The organism is Amycolatopsis echigonensis (assembly GCF_002846615.1).
Lineage (GTDB): Bacteria > Actinomycetota > Actinomycetes > Mycobacteriales > Pseudonocardiaceae > Amycolatopsis > Amycolatopsis echigonensis.
The window spans coordinates 7,113,278-7,128,023 of record NZ_PJMY01000003.1; the positions used below are offsets into that span (position 1 = coordinate 7,113,278).

At 70.5% G+C, this 14,746-nt stretch carries 13 protein-coding genes; 4 read left to right on the forward strand and 9 right to left on the reverse strand.

Annotated features, from left to right (window positions below; all coding sequences use genetic code 11):
• Positions 1 to 171 precede the first annotated feature (171 nt).
• Positions 172 to 828, reverse strand: a complete 657-nt coding sequence (locus ATK30_RS38645) for an SDR family oxidoreductase (RefSeq protein ID WP_101439662.1) — start codon at positions 826 to 828, stop codon at positions 172 to 174.
• 93 nt (positions 829 to 921) lie between these two features.
• On the opposite strand from ATK30_RS38645, the gene ATK30_RS38650 reads away from it, so the two are divergent.
• Positions 922 to 1,287, forward strand: a complete 366-nt coding sequence (locus ATK30_RS38650) for a winged helix-turn-helix transcriptional regulator (RefSeq protein ID WP_376772096.1) — start codon at positions 922 to 924, stop codon at positions 1,285 to 1,287.
• 83 nt (positions 1,288 to 1,370) lie between these two features.
• Here ATK30_RS38650 and ATK30_RS38655 read toward each other — a convergent pair whose 3' ends face one another.
• Together ATK30_RS38655 and ATK30_RS38660 are read right to left on the reverse strand one after the other, a co-directional pair.
• Complete coding sequence (locus ATK30_RS38655) at positions 1,371 to 1,721, reverse strand: hypothetical protein (protein ID WP_101439663.1); 351 nt, start codon at positions 1,719 to 1,721, stop codon at positions 1,371 to 1,373.
• Between the two features lie 14 nt (positions 1,722 to 1,735).
• Positions 1,736 to 2,236, reverse strand: a complete 501-nt coding sequence (locus ATK30_RS38660; RefSeq protein WP_167442076.1) for a TetR/AcrR family transcriptional regulator — start codon at positions 2,234 to 2,236, stop codon at positions 1,736 to 1,738.
• A 195-nt stretch (positions 2,237 to 2,431) separates the two neighbouring features.
• On the opposite strand from ATK30_RS38660, the gene ATK30_RS38665 reads away from it, so the two are divergent.
• Together ATK30_RS38665 and ligA are read left to right on the forward strand one after the other, a co-directional pair.
• Positions 2,432 to 2,935, forward strand: a complete 504-nt coding sequence (locus ATK30_RS38665) for a hypothetical protein (RefSeq protein ID WP_101439665.1) — start codon at positions 2,432 to 2,434, stop codon at positions 2,933 to 2,935.
• A gap of 167 nt (positions 2,936 to 3,102) precedes the next feature.
• Complete coding sequence (gene ligA / locus ATK30_RS38670) at positions 3,103 to 5,094, forward strand: NAD-dependent DNA ligase LigA (RefSeq protein ID WP_101439666.1); 1,992 nt, start codon at positions 3,103 to 3,105, stop codon at positions 5,092 to 5,094.
• Between the two features lie 398 nt (positions 5,095 to 5,492).
• Here ligA and ATK30_RS38675 read toward each other — a convergent pair whose 3' ends face one another.
• Positions 5,493 to 6,443 carry a ketopantoate reductase family protein gene (locus ATK30_RS38675; RefSeq protein WP_101439667.1) on the reverse strand — a complete coding sequence of 317 codons (951 nt, stop codon included), beginning with the start codon at positions 6,441 to 6,443 and terminating at the stop codon, positions 5,493 to 5,495.
• Positions 6,444 to 6,534: 91 nt separating this feature from the next.
• Between ATK30_RS38675 and ATK30_RS38680 the strand changes: the two genes are divergently transcribed.
• Complete coding sequence (locus ATK30_RS38680) at positions 6,535 to 7,107, forward strand: TetR/AcrR family transcriptional regulator (protein ID WP_101439668.1); 573 nt, start codon at positions 6,535 to 6,537, stop codon at positions 7,105 to 7,107.
• A gap of 287 nt (positions 7,108 to 7,394) precedes the next feature.
• Here ATK30_RS38680 and ATK30_RS38685 read toward each other — a convergent pair whose 3' ends face one another.
• The 5 genes from ATK30_RS38685 to lanKC all read right to left on the reverse strand — a co-directional run bounded on the left by ATK30_RS38685 (position 7,395) and on the right by lanKC (position 14,404).
• On the reverse strand, positions 7,395 to 7,589 hold the full coding sequence (locus ATK30_RS38685) for a hypothetical protein (RefSeq protein ID WP_101439669.1): 195 nt from the start codon (positions 7,587 to 7,589) through the stop codon (positions 7,395 to 7,397).
• Positions 7,590 to 7,748: 159 nt separating this feature from the next.
• Entirely contained in the window at positions 7,749 to 9,470 is a 1,722-nt protein-coding gene (locus ATK30_RS38690; RefSeq protein ID WP_101439670.1) for an ATP-binding cassette domain-containing protein, read from the reverse strand.
• A gap of 64 nt (positions 9,471 to 9,534) precedes the next feature.
• Positions 9,535 to 11,187, reverse strand: coding sequence for an ABC transporter ATP-binding protein (locus ATK30_RS38695; RefSeq protein WP_101439671.1), 1,653 nt, complete (start codon positions 11,185 to 11,187; stop codon positions 9,535 to 9,537).
• A gap of 512 nt (positions 11,188 to 11,699) precedes the next feature.
• Positions 11,700 to 11,834, reverse strand: a complete 135-nt coding sequence (locus tag ATK30_RS38700; RefSeq protein WP_158242558.1) for a class III lanthipeptide — start codon at positions 11,832 to 11,834, stop codon at positions 11,700 to 11,702.
• Positions 11,835 to 11,866: 32 nt separating this feature from the next.
• Complete coding sequence (lanKC, locus tag ATK30_RS38705; protein WP_101439673.1) at positions 11,867 to 14,404, reverse strand: class III lanthionine synthetase LanKC; 2,538 nt, start codon at positions 14,402 to 14,404, stop codon at positions 11,867 to 11,869.
• Positions 14,405 to 14,746 lie beyond the last annotated feature (342 nt).

The following is a 14,746-nucleotide window of genomic DNA, read 5'->3' on the forward strand; positions in this document are numbered from 1 at the left end:
GTCGTGCCCTCACCGCGGCGGGGGACAGCCAGTTCAGCAACGAGATCCCGAGCCAGCATCGCTGCGACGAACTTTGGAACCCGCTGACCCCGTTCGCCCAGCATCGGTGCAGCGCCGGTGCCGACAGGCTTTCCTCCGTCGGCACCGGTCAACTCGTTGAGTTCCTTCCGGTCAGGGGCGGCCGCCTTCGAGGTGAATGGTTTCACCGGTGAGAAATTCGGCCCGCAGCAACCACAGTACCGCGTCGGTCACGTCGGTGACGGTGCCGGTGCGTCCGACGAGGGTCCGCTGTGCGGCGTTCGCGAGGAAGTCCGGTTTGCCGTCGCCCTTGCCGTCCCAGACTCCGGAGTCGATGATTCCCGGCGACAACGCGTTGACCCGAACCGGCGCGAGCTCGGCGGCGAGATGTTGCGCGGCGAACGCGGCCGCTCCGTTGGTCACGCCGGTCACCACGCTTCCGCGCGCCGGGCGCCAGCCGACCTGCCCGGAGAACAGCAGCAGCGACCGCCGGATCGTGAAGTGTTTCGCGAGTAGTAAGGGGCCGATGACCTTGGCGGTGAAGGCGTCGACGGTCTTGTCGCGGTCGAGTTCGCGGATCGGCACCGCGTGCGGCGCCGCCGCCGTGTTGACGAGATGATCGACCGGCCCGAGCGCGGCGGCCGCGGCGGCGATGGTGGCCTCGTCGCGCAGGTCGATGTGCAGTCCGCCGGGCCGATGCGACGCGACGTGCACCTTCGCGCCCTCGTCGGCCGCGGCCTCGGCGATCGCCGCGCCCAGATGCCGTCCGCCCAGCACCAGCACTGTTTGTCCGGCCAGCCGGTTGCCCATGGTCCTTCTCCGTTCCGTCGGTCTGCCGTGGCCGAAGTAGGCTATGGAAAAGTAACCAGGTACTTCAACGTAACCGGAACCGGAGGAACCGCCGTGGGCTACAACGTCATGTCCGCCAGCTGCCCGTCACGGGTGGTGCTGCACCGGATCGGGGCGCGGTGGACGGTCTTCGTGGTCAACGCGCTGGAGCACGGCCCGCTGCGCTTCACGGTGCTGGCGGAGAGAATCCAGGGCGTCACCCCGAAGGTGCTGACCGAAACGCTGCGCGCGATGGAGGAGGACGGCCTGCTCGCCCGGGTCGAGTACGCGGAACAGCCGCCGCGCGTCGAGTATGGGCTCACCGACCTCGGCCAGTCCCTGCTGGTGCCGCTGCGCGCGGTCCGCGAATGGGCGGAAAGCCATGTCCCCGAAATTCTGGAAGCCCGCGTACGCGCTCAGTCGGCACGGCAAGGGGCTTGAGCGCCGTTCGTGCCGCAGATCAGCAGCACCCGGGTCCCCGGCCGCGGCGACTGTTCTGCCCTGAAAAAGCGGGAGAACATCGTTCACCGCAAGGCGTTCTCGACCAGCTCCACGGTCGCGCGCGGGTCGTCGACCTGGACGACCAGGCGGGCGTAGCGTTCGTCGGCGAGCTCGATCACGACGGCTTTCGACGCATCCTTGACGTCCCAGAAGACCTTTTCGCCGTCGAGATGGAACGTGCCGGCCGTGATCACCCCGGGCAGGTGGGCGCCCGGCGCGCGGATCCCCTTGCGCTCGGCGGCGATGCCGGGGTCCGCGGTCGCGCCGCGGACGTTGGCCAGCGGGATGGTCAGGCTGCTCTTGAGGGCCCAGAGCTTGTCGAGACCTTCGATCACGACAACGAGGTCGTCGCCGTCGATGTGGACCAGTGCCATGTCAGTGTTCCTTGTCAGTCAAGAGGATCGAGCCGTTGGGTCAACGCGATGCGCGCCTCGTCGGGATTGCCGCGCAGCCGGATGCCCAGTGCGGCAGCGGTGAGGGCGGACGCCAGGGCAGGGGAGATGTCGAGCGCGTCGGAGACCGCACGGTCGAGCGTGGCCAACGCTGCGGCCACCTCCTCGGCTACCTCGTCGTCGGCCGGTGCCCGTTCGACCGCCGCGAGCAATAGCAGTCCGAGGTCGGCCGACGTGACGAGCCGCAGCGCGGTCTCGGCATCCGCTGCCGCGGCGAGCGCTTCGGCCAACGGCTGCACGTCATCCGCGACGTGGCGGCGCAGGGCGACCAGGTAGAGGCCGCGCTTGCTGCCGAACGTCTTGTACAGGCTGTTGCGGTGCACGCCGAGGTGGTTGACCAGGTCGTCGACCGACACCCCGTCGTACGCGCGGCCGCCGAACAACCCTACGGCGGCGCGCACCACCTCCTCCTCATCGAACGCCCTCCGCCTGCCCATGCCTCGACGGTAGTCTTTTGAGGAACGATCAGTCAAGAACGATCGTTCCTCAAAAACTTCCGGGACATTGAGAGACAGCCCTAGGTGTCGGAGGAAATCCCGTCACCAGCCACGTCCGGCATGCATAACCTCCTGGAACCGCCAGGTCGCGAGCGACGGCGGAACGGAGTGCTGAGTCAAGAAAGGCCGTGAACCGTGACGCTGCGGGACAAGGTGGAGAGCCGCCTCGCCGGGGAGCTCGTGGCGGGGGAGCGCGTGCTGAACGCATTGATCGCGTTTCGCGCGGGCGGCGTGCGCAAGACGATGATCGGCGGCGCGGCGGGCATTGCCGGGTTCGCGGGCGCGGCCGGGATGGCGCTCGCCGCTCGTCGCGGGCAGGCCGAAGTCCCGCAGGTGCCGATCTCGACGCCGGGCCGGTTCGTCTTCGCATTCACTTCGCACCGCGTTGCGCTGTTCACCGTCGGCGGCATCGTCCGGGCCGCACCCGGAAAGCCGCTGCGGTCGTGGGCGCTCGACCAGCTGGCCTGGGTCTCGGAACCCCAGTTGAACTCTGGCGTGGCACAGGCGCTCCAGGGCCAGATCGGCGTTACCGGAGAAGGCGTCCTCGGGTACGAATTCGCCCGTCTGCAGGTCGACGAGGGGCGGTCGGCGATCAAGCGACTTGCCCGTGCGCTGGAGGAACTCGACACCGCATCCTGACCGGATCCGCGCCAGTTCGGCAGGCAGCCGGTCCGAAATGGACGGTCCCCAACCGCCGAATATCTGGCGTCAGCGCCGCGCGGCCCTTCCGGAGCGACGGGTCGAGGCGGGGCTGTCGTTGCGTCGCAGCCCGGTTTTGTCGGTGGGGCCAGGTAGCGTTCCGGTTCGTGGACGTTCGGGAACGTATTCAGGAGCTCGCCGACCAGATCGTCGTGCTGCGCGACGCGTACTACCGGGGTTCGCCGGTGGTGGCGGACGCGGAGTACGACGCGATCGAGGACGAGCTGCGCGGGTTGATCGAGGCGAGCCCGGAGCTGGCCCCGGACCCGAATCCGCTGGACCAGGTGGGCGGGCCGGCGGTGCTGCACGCGCCGATCCGGCATTCGCGGCCGATGCTGTCGCTGGAGAAGGCGACGAAGCCGGAGCAGGTCGAGGCGTTCTTCGACCGGTTCCCTGGCCAGCCGGTCGTCGTGATGCCCAAGCTCGACGGCCTGTCGCTGGCGCTGGTGTACGAGGACGGCCGCCTCGCGCGAGCGGTCACCCGGGGCGACGGGACCACCGGCGACGACGTGACCATGCTGGTACGGGCGCTGACGGACGGCATTCCGCACCAGGTCAACGCCCCGGGTCGGGTCGAAGTGCGCGGCGAGGCGGTGATGCTGCGCTCGACGTTCGCCGCCTACAACACCGCGCATCCGGACAAGCCGCTGATCAACCCCCGCAACGCCGCGGCGGGCACGCTGCGCGCGAAAGACCCGGCCGCGGTGGCGGAGCGGCGGCTACGGTTCTTCGCCTTCGACCTGGACACCGAGCCCGGCAGCGCGGAAACCGACCTGGGCAGCGGCCTGCTGGCGCTCGGGTTCACCGCGGCGGAGATGCGCCGCTGCCCCGACGCGGCCTCCGCACAGGCCGTGATCACCGCGATCGAACAGCAGCGCAACGACCTGGACTACGACATCGACGGTGCCGTTCTGCGGCTCGCCGACCGCGCCGCGTACGCCGCCGCGGGCACCCGTTCGAGTTCGCCGCGCGGGGCGCTGGCGTACAAGTTCGCGGCCGAGGAAAAGACGACCGTACTGTCCGATGTGGTCTGGGATGTCGGCAAGACCGGCAAGATCGCCCCGGTCGCGTGGCTGGAGCCGGTCTTCGTGGGCGGGACCACGGTGACGCGCGCGACGCTGGCCAACCAGGAGGTCATCCGCGCCCGCGGCATCAAGATCGGCGACACAGTGCTGGTGCGTCGCGCGGGCGACGTGATCCCGTTCGTCGCCGGGGTGCTCGACGAGTCGAAACGCACCGGAGCGGAGCGGGAGATCGTGCCGCCGTCGACGTGCCCGTCGTGCGGGCAGCCGCTCACCGAACAGGGCAACAGTCGGGAATTGTTCTGCACCAACGTTTCCTGCCCCGCCCAGACCGTGCGGCGGCTGATCCACTGGGCGTCCAGGGCGGCGGCGGACATCGACGCGATCGGCGGCGTGTGGATCGAACGGCTGGCCGAGGCCGGGATCTTGGAGCATCCGTCTGACTTCTACCGGCTGACCAAGGAACGCCTGCTGGAATTCGACCGCATCGGCGAGGTCTCGGCGACGCGGATGATCGAGTCGATCGACGCCAGCCGCCGGGTCGGACTGCGCCGCGCGCTGATCGGGCTCGCGATCCCGATGGCGTCGGAAGGCACCGCCGCACGGCTGTGCCGGGCCGGATTCGGTTCGCTGGAAGAGGTTCTGGACGCGGGGGTCGACGGGCTCGTGGAGGTCGAGGACATCGGGCCGAAGGTCGCCGCCTCGCTGGTGGAGCACCTCACCCGCTTGCGCCCGGAACTCGAACGCCTGCGGGAACGCGGGGTCTCCCTGGACGTCCTGGAGGAAGACCTCCCGCCGGCGGTCGTCGCGGGAGCGCCGCTGGAGGGCAAGACCGTGGTGGTCACCGGAGCGATCAGCGACCCGCGATCGGGGGAGAAGGTGCCGCGCCCCACCTTCCAGCGCCTGTGCGAAACAGCGGGCGCGACCACCGCGTCGTCAGTCTCGGCGAGCACCGACCTGCTGATCACCGGCGCCGACGTCGGCGCGAGCAAACTCACGAAAGCCGAGAAACTCGGCGTCGAGGTCGTGGATCAGGGGGTGATCTGGGAGCAGCTGATCGCGGCTGGAGTGGTGTGACCCTGGGGTGCCGCGTTTCCCGCAGCGGGCGGCCAGGTCGTTCCACCGGGAGAGGGAAGGCGAGTCGCCGGGCTGCGGTGGCGTGCTGTCTCGGTACGGCGGACTGCCTAGAGTCTCTTGCGCGGCAAGGCTTTGCTTGGAATGGCTCGTCGGCGGTGCGGCAAGGTGTCGGGCCGCACGAACGGTCACCGCCGGTCGGTGGCAACCAGCGGCGCGGTCGCGTGCGCGGGGCTGCCGATCGTTGCTCTAAGCCGGGGTTCGCGCGCCCGGTCGTTTGGACGCCGCAACCGGCCGAGCTCACGTTGGCACTCAGAGCAGACCCCTGTCGAGACGAATGCTTGCACAGCTTCGCCCACCCGTCGAGCGATCCACAGCGCAGCCAAACCCCGCCCCGCGGCTCAGTTCCTGTCTACAGCGAAGTACGGCTCAGCCGCCTCCAGCCGGGGGACTGGGACGCCCAGCCGTCGAGCTTCCGACAGTGCGTCTCGGCAGATCTCGCGCGGCTCGCGTGCGTCCGGATCGGAGTGCGCCGCGAAACTCACGCGCGCCGGGGCGAAATGAGCCAGCAGCCAGACGAGTACCCGAGCGGTCAGCCAAGTCGGTGCCCGGAACAGCAGCGTTCCGCCTCGGTGCCGCCGCAGGTCGACGCCACGGGCTTCGAGAAGGGGCAGAAGCTCCCGTCCAGCCAGCAACCCCTCGCGCAAATCACCCCGCGACTTTGCCAGCGAACTCAGCGAGCCCACCCGCACGCCCTGCGAGTGCAAACCCGCGTCCGAGGCGAAATGAACCCACAGCCAGCCGCGGAAATCTGGTTGCTCCCGGAGACGGAACCCGGCGTCGCGGAACACCTGCCGTACCGTCCGCTCTCGTTCGGATGGCGGCGCGCCGAGAGCCCCGAACCCGGCGAAGGGCAGGATCATCCCGCGGAGCACGCCGTCCTCGCCGAAACCGCCGCCGGCCTGGGGGAAGCCCCACGCGACCTGGTCGACGGGAAGGTCGCCGATCGCGTCCAGCGGTTCGGACCAGATGTTGCCGAAAACCAGCACCGTGGCTTTCCCGACGCGCGGGGCCAGGAAAGCCGCTGCCTCCGCGAGCCGGTAGTGCTGGACGCTCAGCACAATCAGGTCGAACCCGTGGTCCGGCTCCAGCTCCTCGCGGTAACGCACCGGCCAGTTCTCGACGACTCGCCGTCCCCACGCCCGCAGGTCCCGGAGATCGAGATCGATCGAGCTCCCGTACTCCGCCGCCCGGCCCGGACGGACGTAGAACTCGACCTCGTGCCCCGCCCGCTCCAAGGCCCAGCCGCACATCGCCGCGATCACGCCGCGTCCGAACATCAAGATCTTCACAGCCGCACCTCATGGGCTACCCTGAAACTGGAGACAATCTCCACTTGCCAAAATATGGAGACAATCTCCAGTTGTCAACGAGAGGTCCCGCATGCCCGACGCCAAACCACTGCGCGCCGACGCCCGGCGCAACCGCGACGCGTTGCTCGCCAAGGCCCGGGAACTCTTCGCCGCGGGCGATTTCTTCGACCTGCGCTTCGACGACTTCGCCAGCCTGGCCGGGGTGGGCACCGGCACCCTGTACCGCCATTTCCCCACCCGCGAGGCGCTCGCCGAGGCGGTCTACCACGAGGAAGTCGCCACCCTTTGCGCCCGTGCCCGGGAAGCGCAGGCCACCCTGCCCGGAGCCGACGCGCTGGCCGCTTTTCTCCGCGGAATGATCGACTACCTGGACGCCCACCACGGCCTCGCCCGGACGATCGCCACCCTGATGGCCACCAGTTCGGAGGCGCTCGCCGAGGGCAGCCGAGCTCTCGAGGAAGCGGTCACCGACCTGGTCTCCGCGGCGGCACAAGCCGGGGCGATTCGCGACGACGTAAGCGCGGGTTCTGTCCTGATGGCCCTGCACGGGATCAGCGCGGCACACGACCGCCCAGGCTGGCGAGGCGACGCGGACGGCGTGATCACCTTGCTGCTGGACGGACTGCGGCACGGCACGAAGTGAGAACGCGAGCACTATCCTCAATGGACACTGCCCAGGCTGGAGAATTGAACAGGGACAGGCGTCGGTAAGCGAGGGCGGGTGCGACGGCGTTGGCGCTGTCCCAACGGGCATCTACGCGGCGCACGATGGCTGAGCCAAACCCGGCACCTCACGCATAATCCCGCGCCGCGAGCCTCGGCGAAGGACGATCCCGTCCAGAATCGGCCATGCCTGGGGCAGGAACGCGTCGCCACCGGTCTCGCCCTGCCCGGCGGCCGGGCAGCACGAACGCGACCCGACGTCGGACATCAGCGGAGGCGAACCGGCGGCACGTTGACCTGGTACAACCGCGCGGTCGGCGTCACCGGATTCGTCCGCGACGACCCGACGGCGGGCAGCACCACGGTCACCGCCGAATTGCGGCAGGCGGGCACCCTGTTCGACGTCCAGACCCGCACCGCCTCCGACGACCAGAAGACCGTGGCTGGATCGAGCCCGGCCACGGTTTTGCAAGGTCGACATCTACCTCGGCCGCAACGGAAGCAAGATCCTCATCGCCCCGGCACCGCGCAAGGTCTGAGCGGGTGTCCGCGGAAAGGACCTCGTCTATCCGGCCAACGCCGAGCGCGTCCTCTCATGGTGCGAAGGGACTCGAACCCCGTTCAACTGGCCTCAAGCTGCGATTTCCGTTGCTCCGGCAGCCAAGCCCGCATCATCTCGGCATACCGCGGCGCGGCGGCGAGAAGTTCGTCGTGGCTACCCAGCAGCGTTTCCCGCCCGTCCATCAGCAGCACTCGGTGCGCCCGGACCGCGGACGACAGCCGATGCGCGATGACCACCAGGGTGCCTCCTCGGGCGGCGAAGGCGCGTTCCGCGTGGACCTCCGCTGCTGGGTCCAAAGTGGACGTTGCCTCGTCCAGGACGACGACTCCGGCGGGCGCGGCATAGGCTCTCGCCAGCGCCAGCAGCTGGGCTTCCCCGGCGGAAAGGCCGTCCGCGCCGTGGCCGAGTTCGGCGTCCAGACCGCCGAGGCGGGCCAGCAGCGGGGCGGCGCCGACGGCTTCGGCGGCTGCGACGAGGCGGCGGTCGGAGGCTTCGGGGTGGAACAGGGAAAGGTTTTCGCGCAGGGTTCCGGCGAAGACGTACGCCTGTTGCGGGACCAGCACCAGGTGCCGGGGCCGGTCGGCCAGCCGGCCGACGCGTACGCCGCCCAGCCGGACTTCCCCGTGCTGCGGCGCCAGGAGACCGGCGAGCAGGCCGGCGAGGGTCGATTTCCCGATGCCGCTCGGGCCGACCACGGCCAGGTGTTCGCCCGGGCGCAGATCCAGATTCAAGCCGCGCACTACCGGTTCCGGCGCCGCGCCCCAGCGGAACGTCAGGCCGCGGACGGCGAGGCCGAGTCCGGCGGGGCTTTCGGTCGCCGGGCGACGTTCGGGCGGGGCGGTCGTCTCGGCGAGCCGGCGCAGCGCGACGAGCAACCGGAGAACGACCGTGGACGCGGTGGCGGCGAGTCCGCGCAACGCCGGTTGCAGGGTGGTGGCCAGGTAGACGAGCGCGCCCAGCGCGGCCCCGGCGGTCAGTTCGCCGCGCGCGACCATCGACGGCGCGAGGGCGAGCGCGAGCACCAGCGGGACGAACCCGCCGAGCGCCACGATCACTGACCGCAGCGCCGCCGACCTGGCGACGCGCACCGCAGCTGTGGCTTGCCAGTCCATCGCGTGGTCGGCGGTCAGCGCGGCGACCGGTTCGGCTCCGCAGGCGACGACGTCCCGCATCCCGGCGAAGATCGAACCACTCGTCGCTGCGGTGCCCTCGTCGGCGAGCGTGAGCGCACGTTGCCGCCGGGCGAGCGAAGGCAGCAGCGCGGCGAATCCGGCCAGCGCGACCAGCACTGGGATTACGACCGGCAACGCCAGCGACCCCGCGACGGTCACGAGTCCGGCGACCGCCGCCGCGGTCGTGACGACCATGCCGCGGGCCTGCACCAGAAGCCCGCCGGTCGCGTCGCGCACGACCTCGACGTGCTGGGTGATCCGCGCGACGCCGCGAGCGTCCGGCCCGCTTCGCGGCGGCGCGGGATCGTGCAACACGCCGCGTACGACGGCGGTCACCAGCGCGTCGCGCAATGGTTCGACGACCTTGCCCAGCTGCCGCCACACCAGCCGGGAACCGAACGCGCCGGCGAGAGCGGCGAGCCCGAACACCCCGAGCCAACCGAGGCCGACGCCGGGCTTGCCGGCGGCGAACCCGCTGTTGACGGCCAGTTCGACGAGCCGTCCGGAGAAGAACGCGGGCAGTCCTTCGAGGACGGAGCAGGCCAGGAGGACCAACCCGCCGCGCCACTGCCCGGCGAGGGCGTTCCAGTAGAGACGGCCGACGCTCATGTCCGCTCCGTACGCACGGCATGCCCCTGCGGGCGGAGTTGTTCTGTCGTTCGCTGTGCTGCGTTCACGTTTCCTCCGTGAACACCGCGCGATACCCGGGCAGCTGCCACAACCGCGTATGCGGCCCGACCGCCAGGACCTGCCCCGCCGCCAGCCACACCACCACGTCCGCCCGCGCGGCCATCGCGGCTCGGTGTGTGACGACTACGCGAGTCCGGCGGCCCAGTTCAGCTGTCACGGCGCGTTCGGTGATCGTGTCCAGGCTGGCGGTGGCGTCGTCGAGCAGGAGCACCCGCGGGTTTCGCGCGAGCGCACGAGCGAGGCCGACCCGAGCGCGTTCCCCGCCCGACAGCGGAGTCTCGGCAAGGGGAGTGTCATAACCCTGCGGCAACCGGACGAGGACGTCGTGTATCCGCGCCGTCCGGCAGGCCGCATCGACGGCCGGAACGCTGGCCCAGGAACCGTAAGCGACGGCATCCGCGACCGTGTCGCCAAGCAGCGCGGGCTCGGCGGGGGCGTACGCGATGACAGCCCGAAGTTCCTCAGGACGCAGTACGGCGAGGTCGCGGCCGTCCAGCAGCACCTGTCCGGCGTCGGGGCGACGGAGACCTGCCAGCAATGAGACCACAGTGGACTTTCCCGACCCGGAACTCCCTACCACCGCGGCGAAACAGCCACCGGGAATGGTGAGGTCGACGTCGGCGAGTGCGCCGTGCACGGTGACGCCGCGAAGTTCCAGGGTGCCGTTTCCGGGCAACAGTCCGAGCACGCCACGAGGAGGCGGCTCGGTTTCGAGGACTTCGGCGATCCGGTGCGCGGCCGAGCGGATGCGGGAAAGCGTGGTGAGCAACGGGATCTGCGTGACCAGACCGAGCCCGAGCGCGACGTAGCCGAGGGCAGCGAGGACGTCGCCGGCGGTCAAGCGTCCGGCCAGGACGCCGAAACCGGCGGCGGCGAGGGTGAGGATTTCCACTGTCGGGAGCAGGAGACCGGCTCGCCACACCATCCGCGCCTGGGTGCGCCACATGCCTTGGCCGGCGAGGTTCAGCCGCGGCAACGGGCGCAGCACCCGGGCGGCTTCGGCGTCAGCGGTGCCGGACGCGGCGATCGTCCGGAGCCCGGCGACCGCGTCGAGCAGCCGGGCGGAGAGTTCCCCGGAAACCCGTTGGTAGGAAAGAACATCCTTGGCCGTGCCGCGCAGGTGGGAACGGGCCAGCAGCAGCGCGAAGGGGAGGCTGCCGAGGAAGACCAGGGCCAGCCGCCAGTCCATGAGCGCGAGCAGGACGACCGCGCCGGAGGACATGAGCCCGGTCGCGATCAGCTGGACCACGACCGCGGCGATGCCGCCGGCGGCCGCGCAATCGCCGGTCACCCGGCTGACCGCGTCGCCCGGGGCGAACGGCGAGCCGGTGCCCAGAGCGAGCAGCCGGTCGGTGATCCGGCGGCGGAGCCAGGCGCTCGCGTTGCTGGTCAGGCGGGCGGGAAGAACCATGGTGACGGCGTCCGCGGCGATCTCCGCGACACCTACGACAAGCAGCCACACCACCGCGCCGGTACTGCTTCGCTCGCTGAGCACCGCGTCGGTCGCCGCGGCGAGGGCGCCGGGCAGCAGCAGTCCGGCGCCGGCGGCGATCAGCGAGGTTAGGCCGACCGCGACGAGACGGGGGCGGTCGAGGAGGGCGGTCGTGGTCAGCAGTCGGTCGGCGGGGCTGGCCATGGCGCTCCTCTCGCGTGGTGGCCGACGTGCGGGGTACTGGCGGTGGCCGGCGGGGTCATGACGATGGCGAACGGGCGGTCGGGGCGAACGGGCGGTCGGCGGATCCGGTCGCGCCGCTCCCTTCGCGTGGTGGTCGGTATGTGCGGCACCGGCGGAGATCAGCGAGGTCATGGCGGTCGCGGCGAGAAAGGGCGGCCTAGAAGAGCGGCGGTGGCCGACGGGAGTCGGCGGGGCTGGCCATGGCGATCCCTTCGCGCGGAGGTCGTGCGGTCCACCGTCGGCGATCAGCGACGTCACGACGAGTCGGGGGTGCCAGGTCTGCAGGTCGACGGCGTCTCCCTCGCATGGCGAACACCTGCTCTCCCGGCGAACCCCGTCGTCGGATTCGTCGATCTCAATCTGGAAGCACCGCCTCCGTCAGCCTCGGCGCGACCACCCTGGGTCGCCGGGGCAGAATGAGCGGGGCGGGAACGGCGCACTTGGCCTGCGCCGTTCCCGCCCCGCCCGCGCGGTCAGTAGCAGAGAAGCAGGCTGAGCGTGCTGTCGCCGCAGTACGCGCTGTAGTGGCTGTGGCCGTGGTGGTCCAGTCCCTGGCCTTCGAGGGCTTCCGGGGCCTCCAGCGCCTGCAGTTCCAGGACGTGTTCCATGGGTGTTCCCTTCTCTCGGGGTCCGCCGGCGCTCATCGGCCGGAGGTGTGCGGGGACGGTGCGGAGCCCAGGAAGGGCAGCAGTTCCGCGCCGTCCAGTAGTGCGGCGAGCGTGCGGAGGACTCCCGCGCTGCCGGTGCTGACGTCGGTCGACAGGCGAAGCAGCTGGTTGCCGGGGAAGGCCAGCCCGCCGCGGTACGGGACGCCGTGCCAGGACAGCCGGGACAGATGCAGGTCGATGGCTTCCCGGTCCGGTTCGTCGGCGAAGGACAGGGCGGCGGCGAGTCCGCACCGGCCGTAGAGCAGGCCGGGGTGGATCACGAACTCTCCGCGGCACGCCGCCCGCAACCCGGGCAGGCTCCGGGCGGTCGCCGAGTCCGGGAGGTGCCGGGCGACCTGCTCGGCGACCAGCAGGATTCCGGCGCTGCCGATCGCGGCGTACGGCAGCGTCCGTAGGGTGCCGTCCCGCACCTGCAGCGAGCCGTCGGCCGCTGGGGCGCATTCCTCCAGGTCGCGGGCCAGGACCCGGTCGGCGAGGGTGAGCCAGGTCGGCTCCCCGGTGTGTTCGTACAGGCGCAGGAACAGCAACGCCGGTCCGGACCAGCCGCTGAGCAGCCCGGCCCTGGCGAAGCGTCCGGGCGGGTCGGCGGTCTCGAAAGCGGTCGCGAGCTTGACCGCGATGTCGAGGGCTTGGCGGCCGAATTCGTTGTCGCCGCGGGTCGTCGCGAAGTGCAGGCGGGTGAGGCCGATCCCGGCGAGGCCGCTCTCCAGGCCGTGGTCGGTGGTCTGGTCGGCCAGCGACCGCGACGCGGCGAGCAACTCGTCGGCTTCCGCCGAGTAGCCGAATTCCTCCAGGACGTAGGCGATGCCGTGGCTGCCGTCGAAGAAGCCGGGCCGCGTGGGCGGGTGCCGTCGCGCCGCAGCCACCAGCCACTGCTCGTATTCCGGATAACGGCCGGCTCCGGCGATGTGCAGCGAGTGCAGCACGCCCGCGGCGCCGACGCCGAATCCCGCGCCGCCGGAGCGGAACTGTTCGATGTCGCCGGGGAACAGCCGGTCGGTGCGCTCCGGCGTGGCGCTCGCGAGGATGGCTTCCGCGATCTGCTTGCGCACCAGCGTCCAGTCCGGCCGCGGCTCGTCCAGCGCGGTGTGCGTCGCGGCGGGCGGTGTGGTGCGCGAGGCGAGCACGGAGACCACCCGGTCGGCGTATCCGTCCGGCAGGTCGAACCGCTGCTGGGCGAAGTCCGCGATCCCGCGCAGCTTGCCCGGCGCGAGTTCCAGCAGCATCACCAGCGGAAGGAAGAGCCACAGCCGCAGCGCGGCGAGCGCGTGCTCGTCGATCTCGAACCCGCGCCGGTCGGCAGGCGCGCGGAAGCCAGGCGCGCCGAGCCCGGGACGGTCGCCGGACTCGGCGTCGACGGCCAGCTCGAAGTCGATCAGCGACACCCGGTCCTGGTCGTCCACGAGGATGTTCTTCCCGTGCAGATCGCCGAACACGATGCCGTGCCGGTGGATGTCCGCGACGATGCGTTCGACTTGGGCCAGCACGGCCAGAGCGCGGTCGCGGTAGGCCGCAAGCTCGCCTTCGGCGCGGGAGCCGCCGGTGAGCGGGTAATGCCGCGCGAGCCAGCTGCTCAGCGAGATGCCGGGCAGATGCTCCATCGCCAGGTAGTGGTGCTCCCACACGGTGAACTGCTCGTACACCCGGGGGACGCCCGGAACGTCCGCCAGCCGTTCGAGCACCTCGCGCTCGTGGTTGAGCCGGGCGACCGCGTCGGCGCCGTCCCGGTCGAGCCCGGCGTGCGGCCGGGCCTCCTTCAGCACGACGGTCTTCTGGTCGACCCCTCGTTCGGCCAGATAAACGCCGCCGCCGTTGGAAAAGTGCAGGGAACCGGTCACCCGGTACGGGAATCGGGCGCCGTTCTTGCGCGCGGCGAGACTGTCGGACAAACAGGACGGAATAGGTGCCCAGTCCGGCACGGAAAAGGACGGTTCGCGCCGGTCGGGCACGAGAGTTCCATCCGGATGGCGGATTGCCAGCACCCGGGTTCCGGCGTGTTCTGTCCACTGTTCGACGAATCCGCCATATCGGACGTAAAGCGGGCCTTCGCGGTAGCGGAGATCGCTCAGAATATACGCACCGTGCTCGCCTTCCAGCTCGGCGGAAAGGTCGTGCAGTATCCGGGCGAGCTCGTCTGCGGCTCCTGGGTAAATCGTGATCAGCTTGCCGCTTCCTTCCCGCGGCGCGTATTTCGAATTGCGGCTCACCAGGATCGTCCGGGAGCGCAGGTGCTTGTACGCGACCCGGTGCTCCACGCAGTACCGGTGCACCCGCGCCAGTACGGACTCGGCGTTGTCCAGACCTGCGGAGACATGGATTTTCCAGCCCTGGACGGGAAGTTTCCGGCCGGACGGGCGCAGCGAACGCCAGATCCCGCGGGTTTCGACCGTCCACTCCGGTCCCGGGCCCGGCAGGCCCGCGGCCAGGTCTCCGGCCGCGCCCGGGGTTTCCCGCGGTTCGTCGAAGAACAGCGGATCGGCGAAGCAAAAAGCCTCGTACCGGACGTCCATGAAAACGAACCCTTCCTTTTCCCTGAGGAAAACCGGGCGACTTCGATGTCGGACGGTGACACCATTCCCGCACGGAGGAGGTGCCCCGGCCAATCCGCCAACCCGGGGGTTCGAAGCTCCTCGTCAGAGTGACGGACGCGGGTTCGGGCGGCGGAAATGCGGACTGCGCGTGAGTTGTCCCTACCCGATCGGGGCGTAACGAAGACGGTTAGCGGTCAGCCGCCCAGGTCGGCGCGGAAACAGCGGGAGAAATTGGCGGAAGGCCATCAACCCGTTCCGGTGAGCCGGCTTCCGCGCGCCGTCCGGGGCGCACCCGGTGCGGACTGGTCCGTTCGGGGCGGG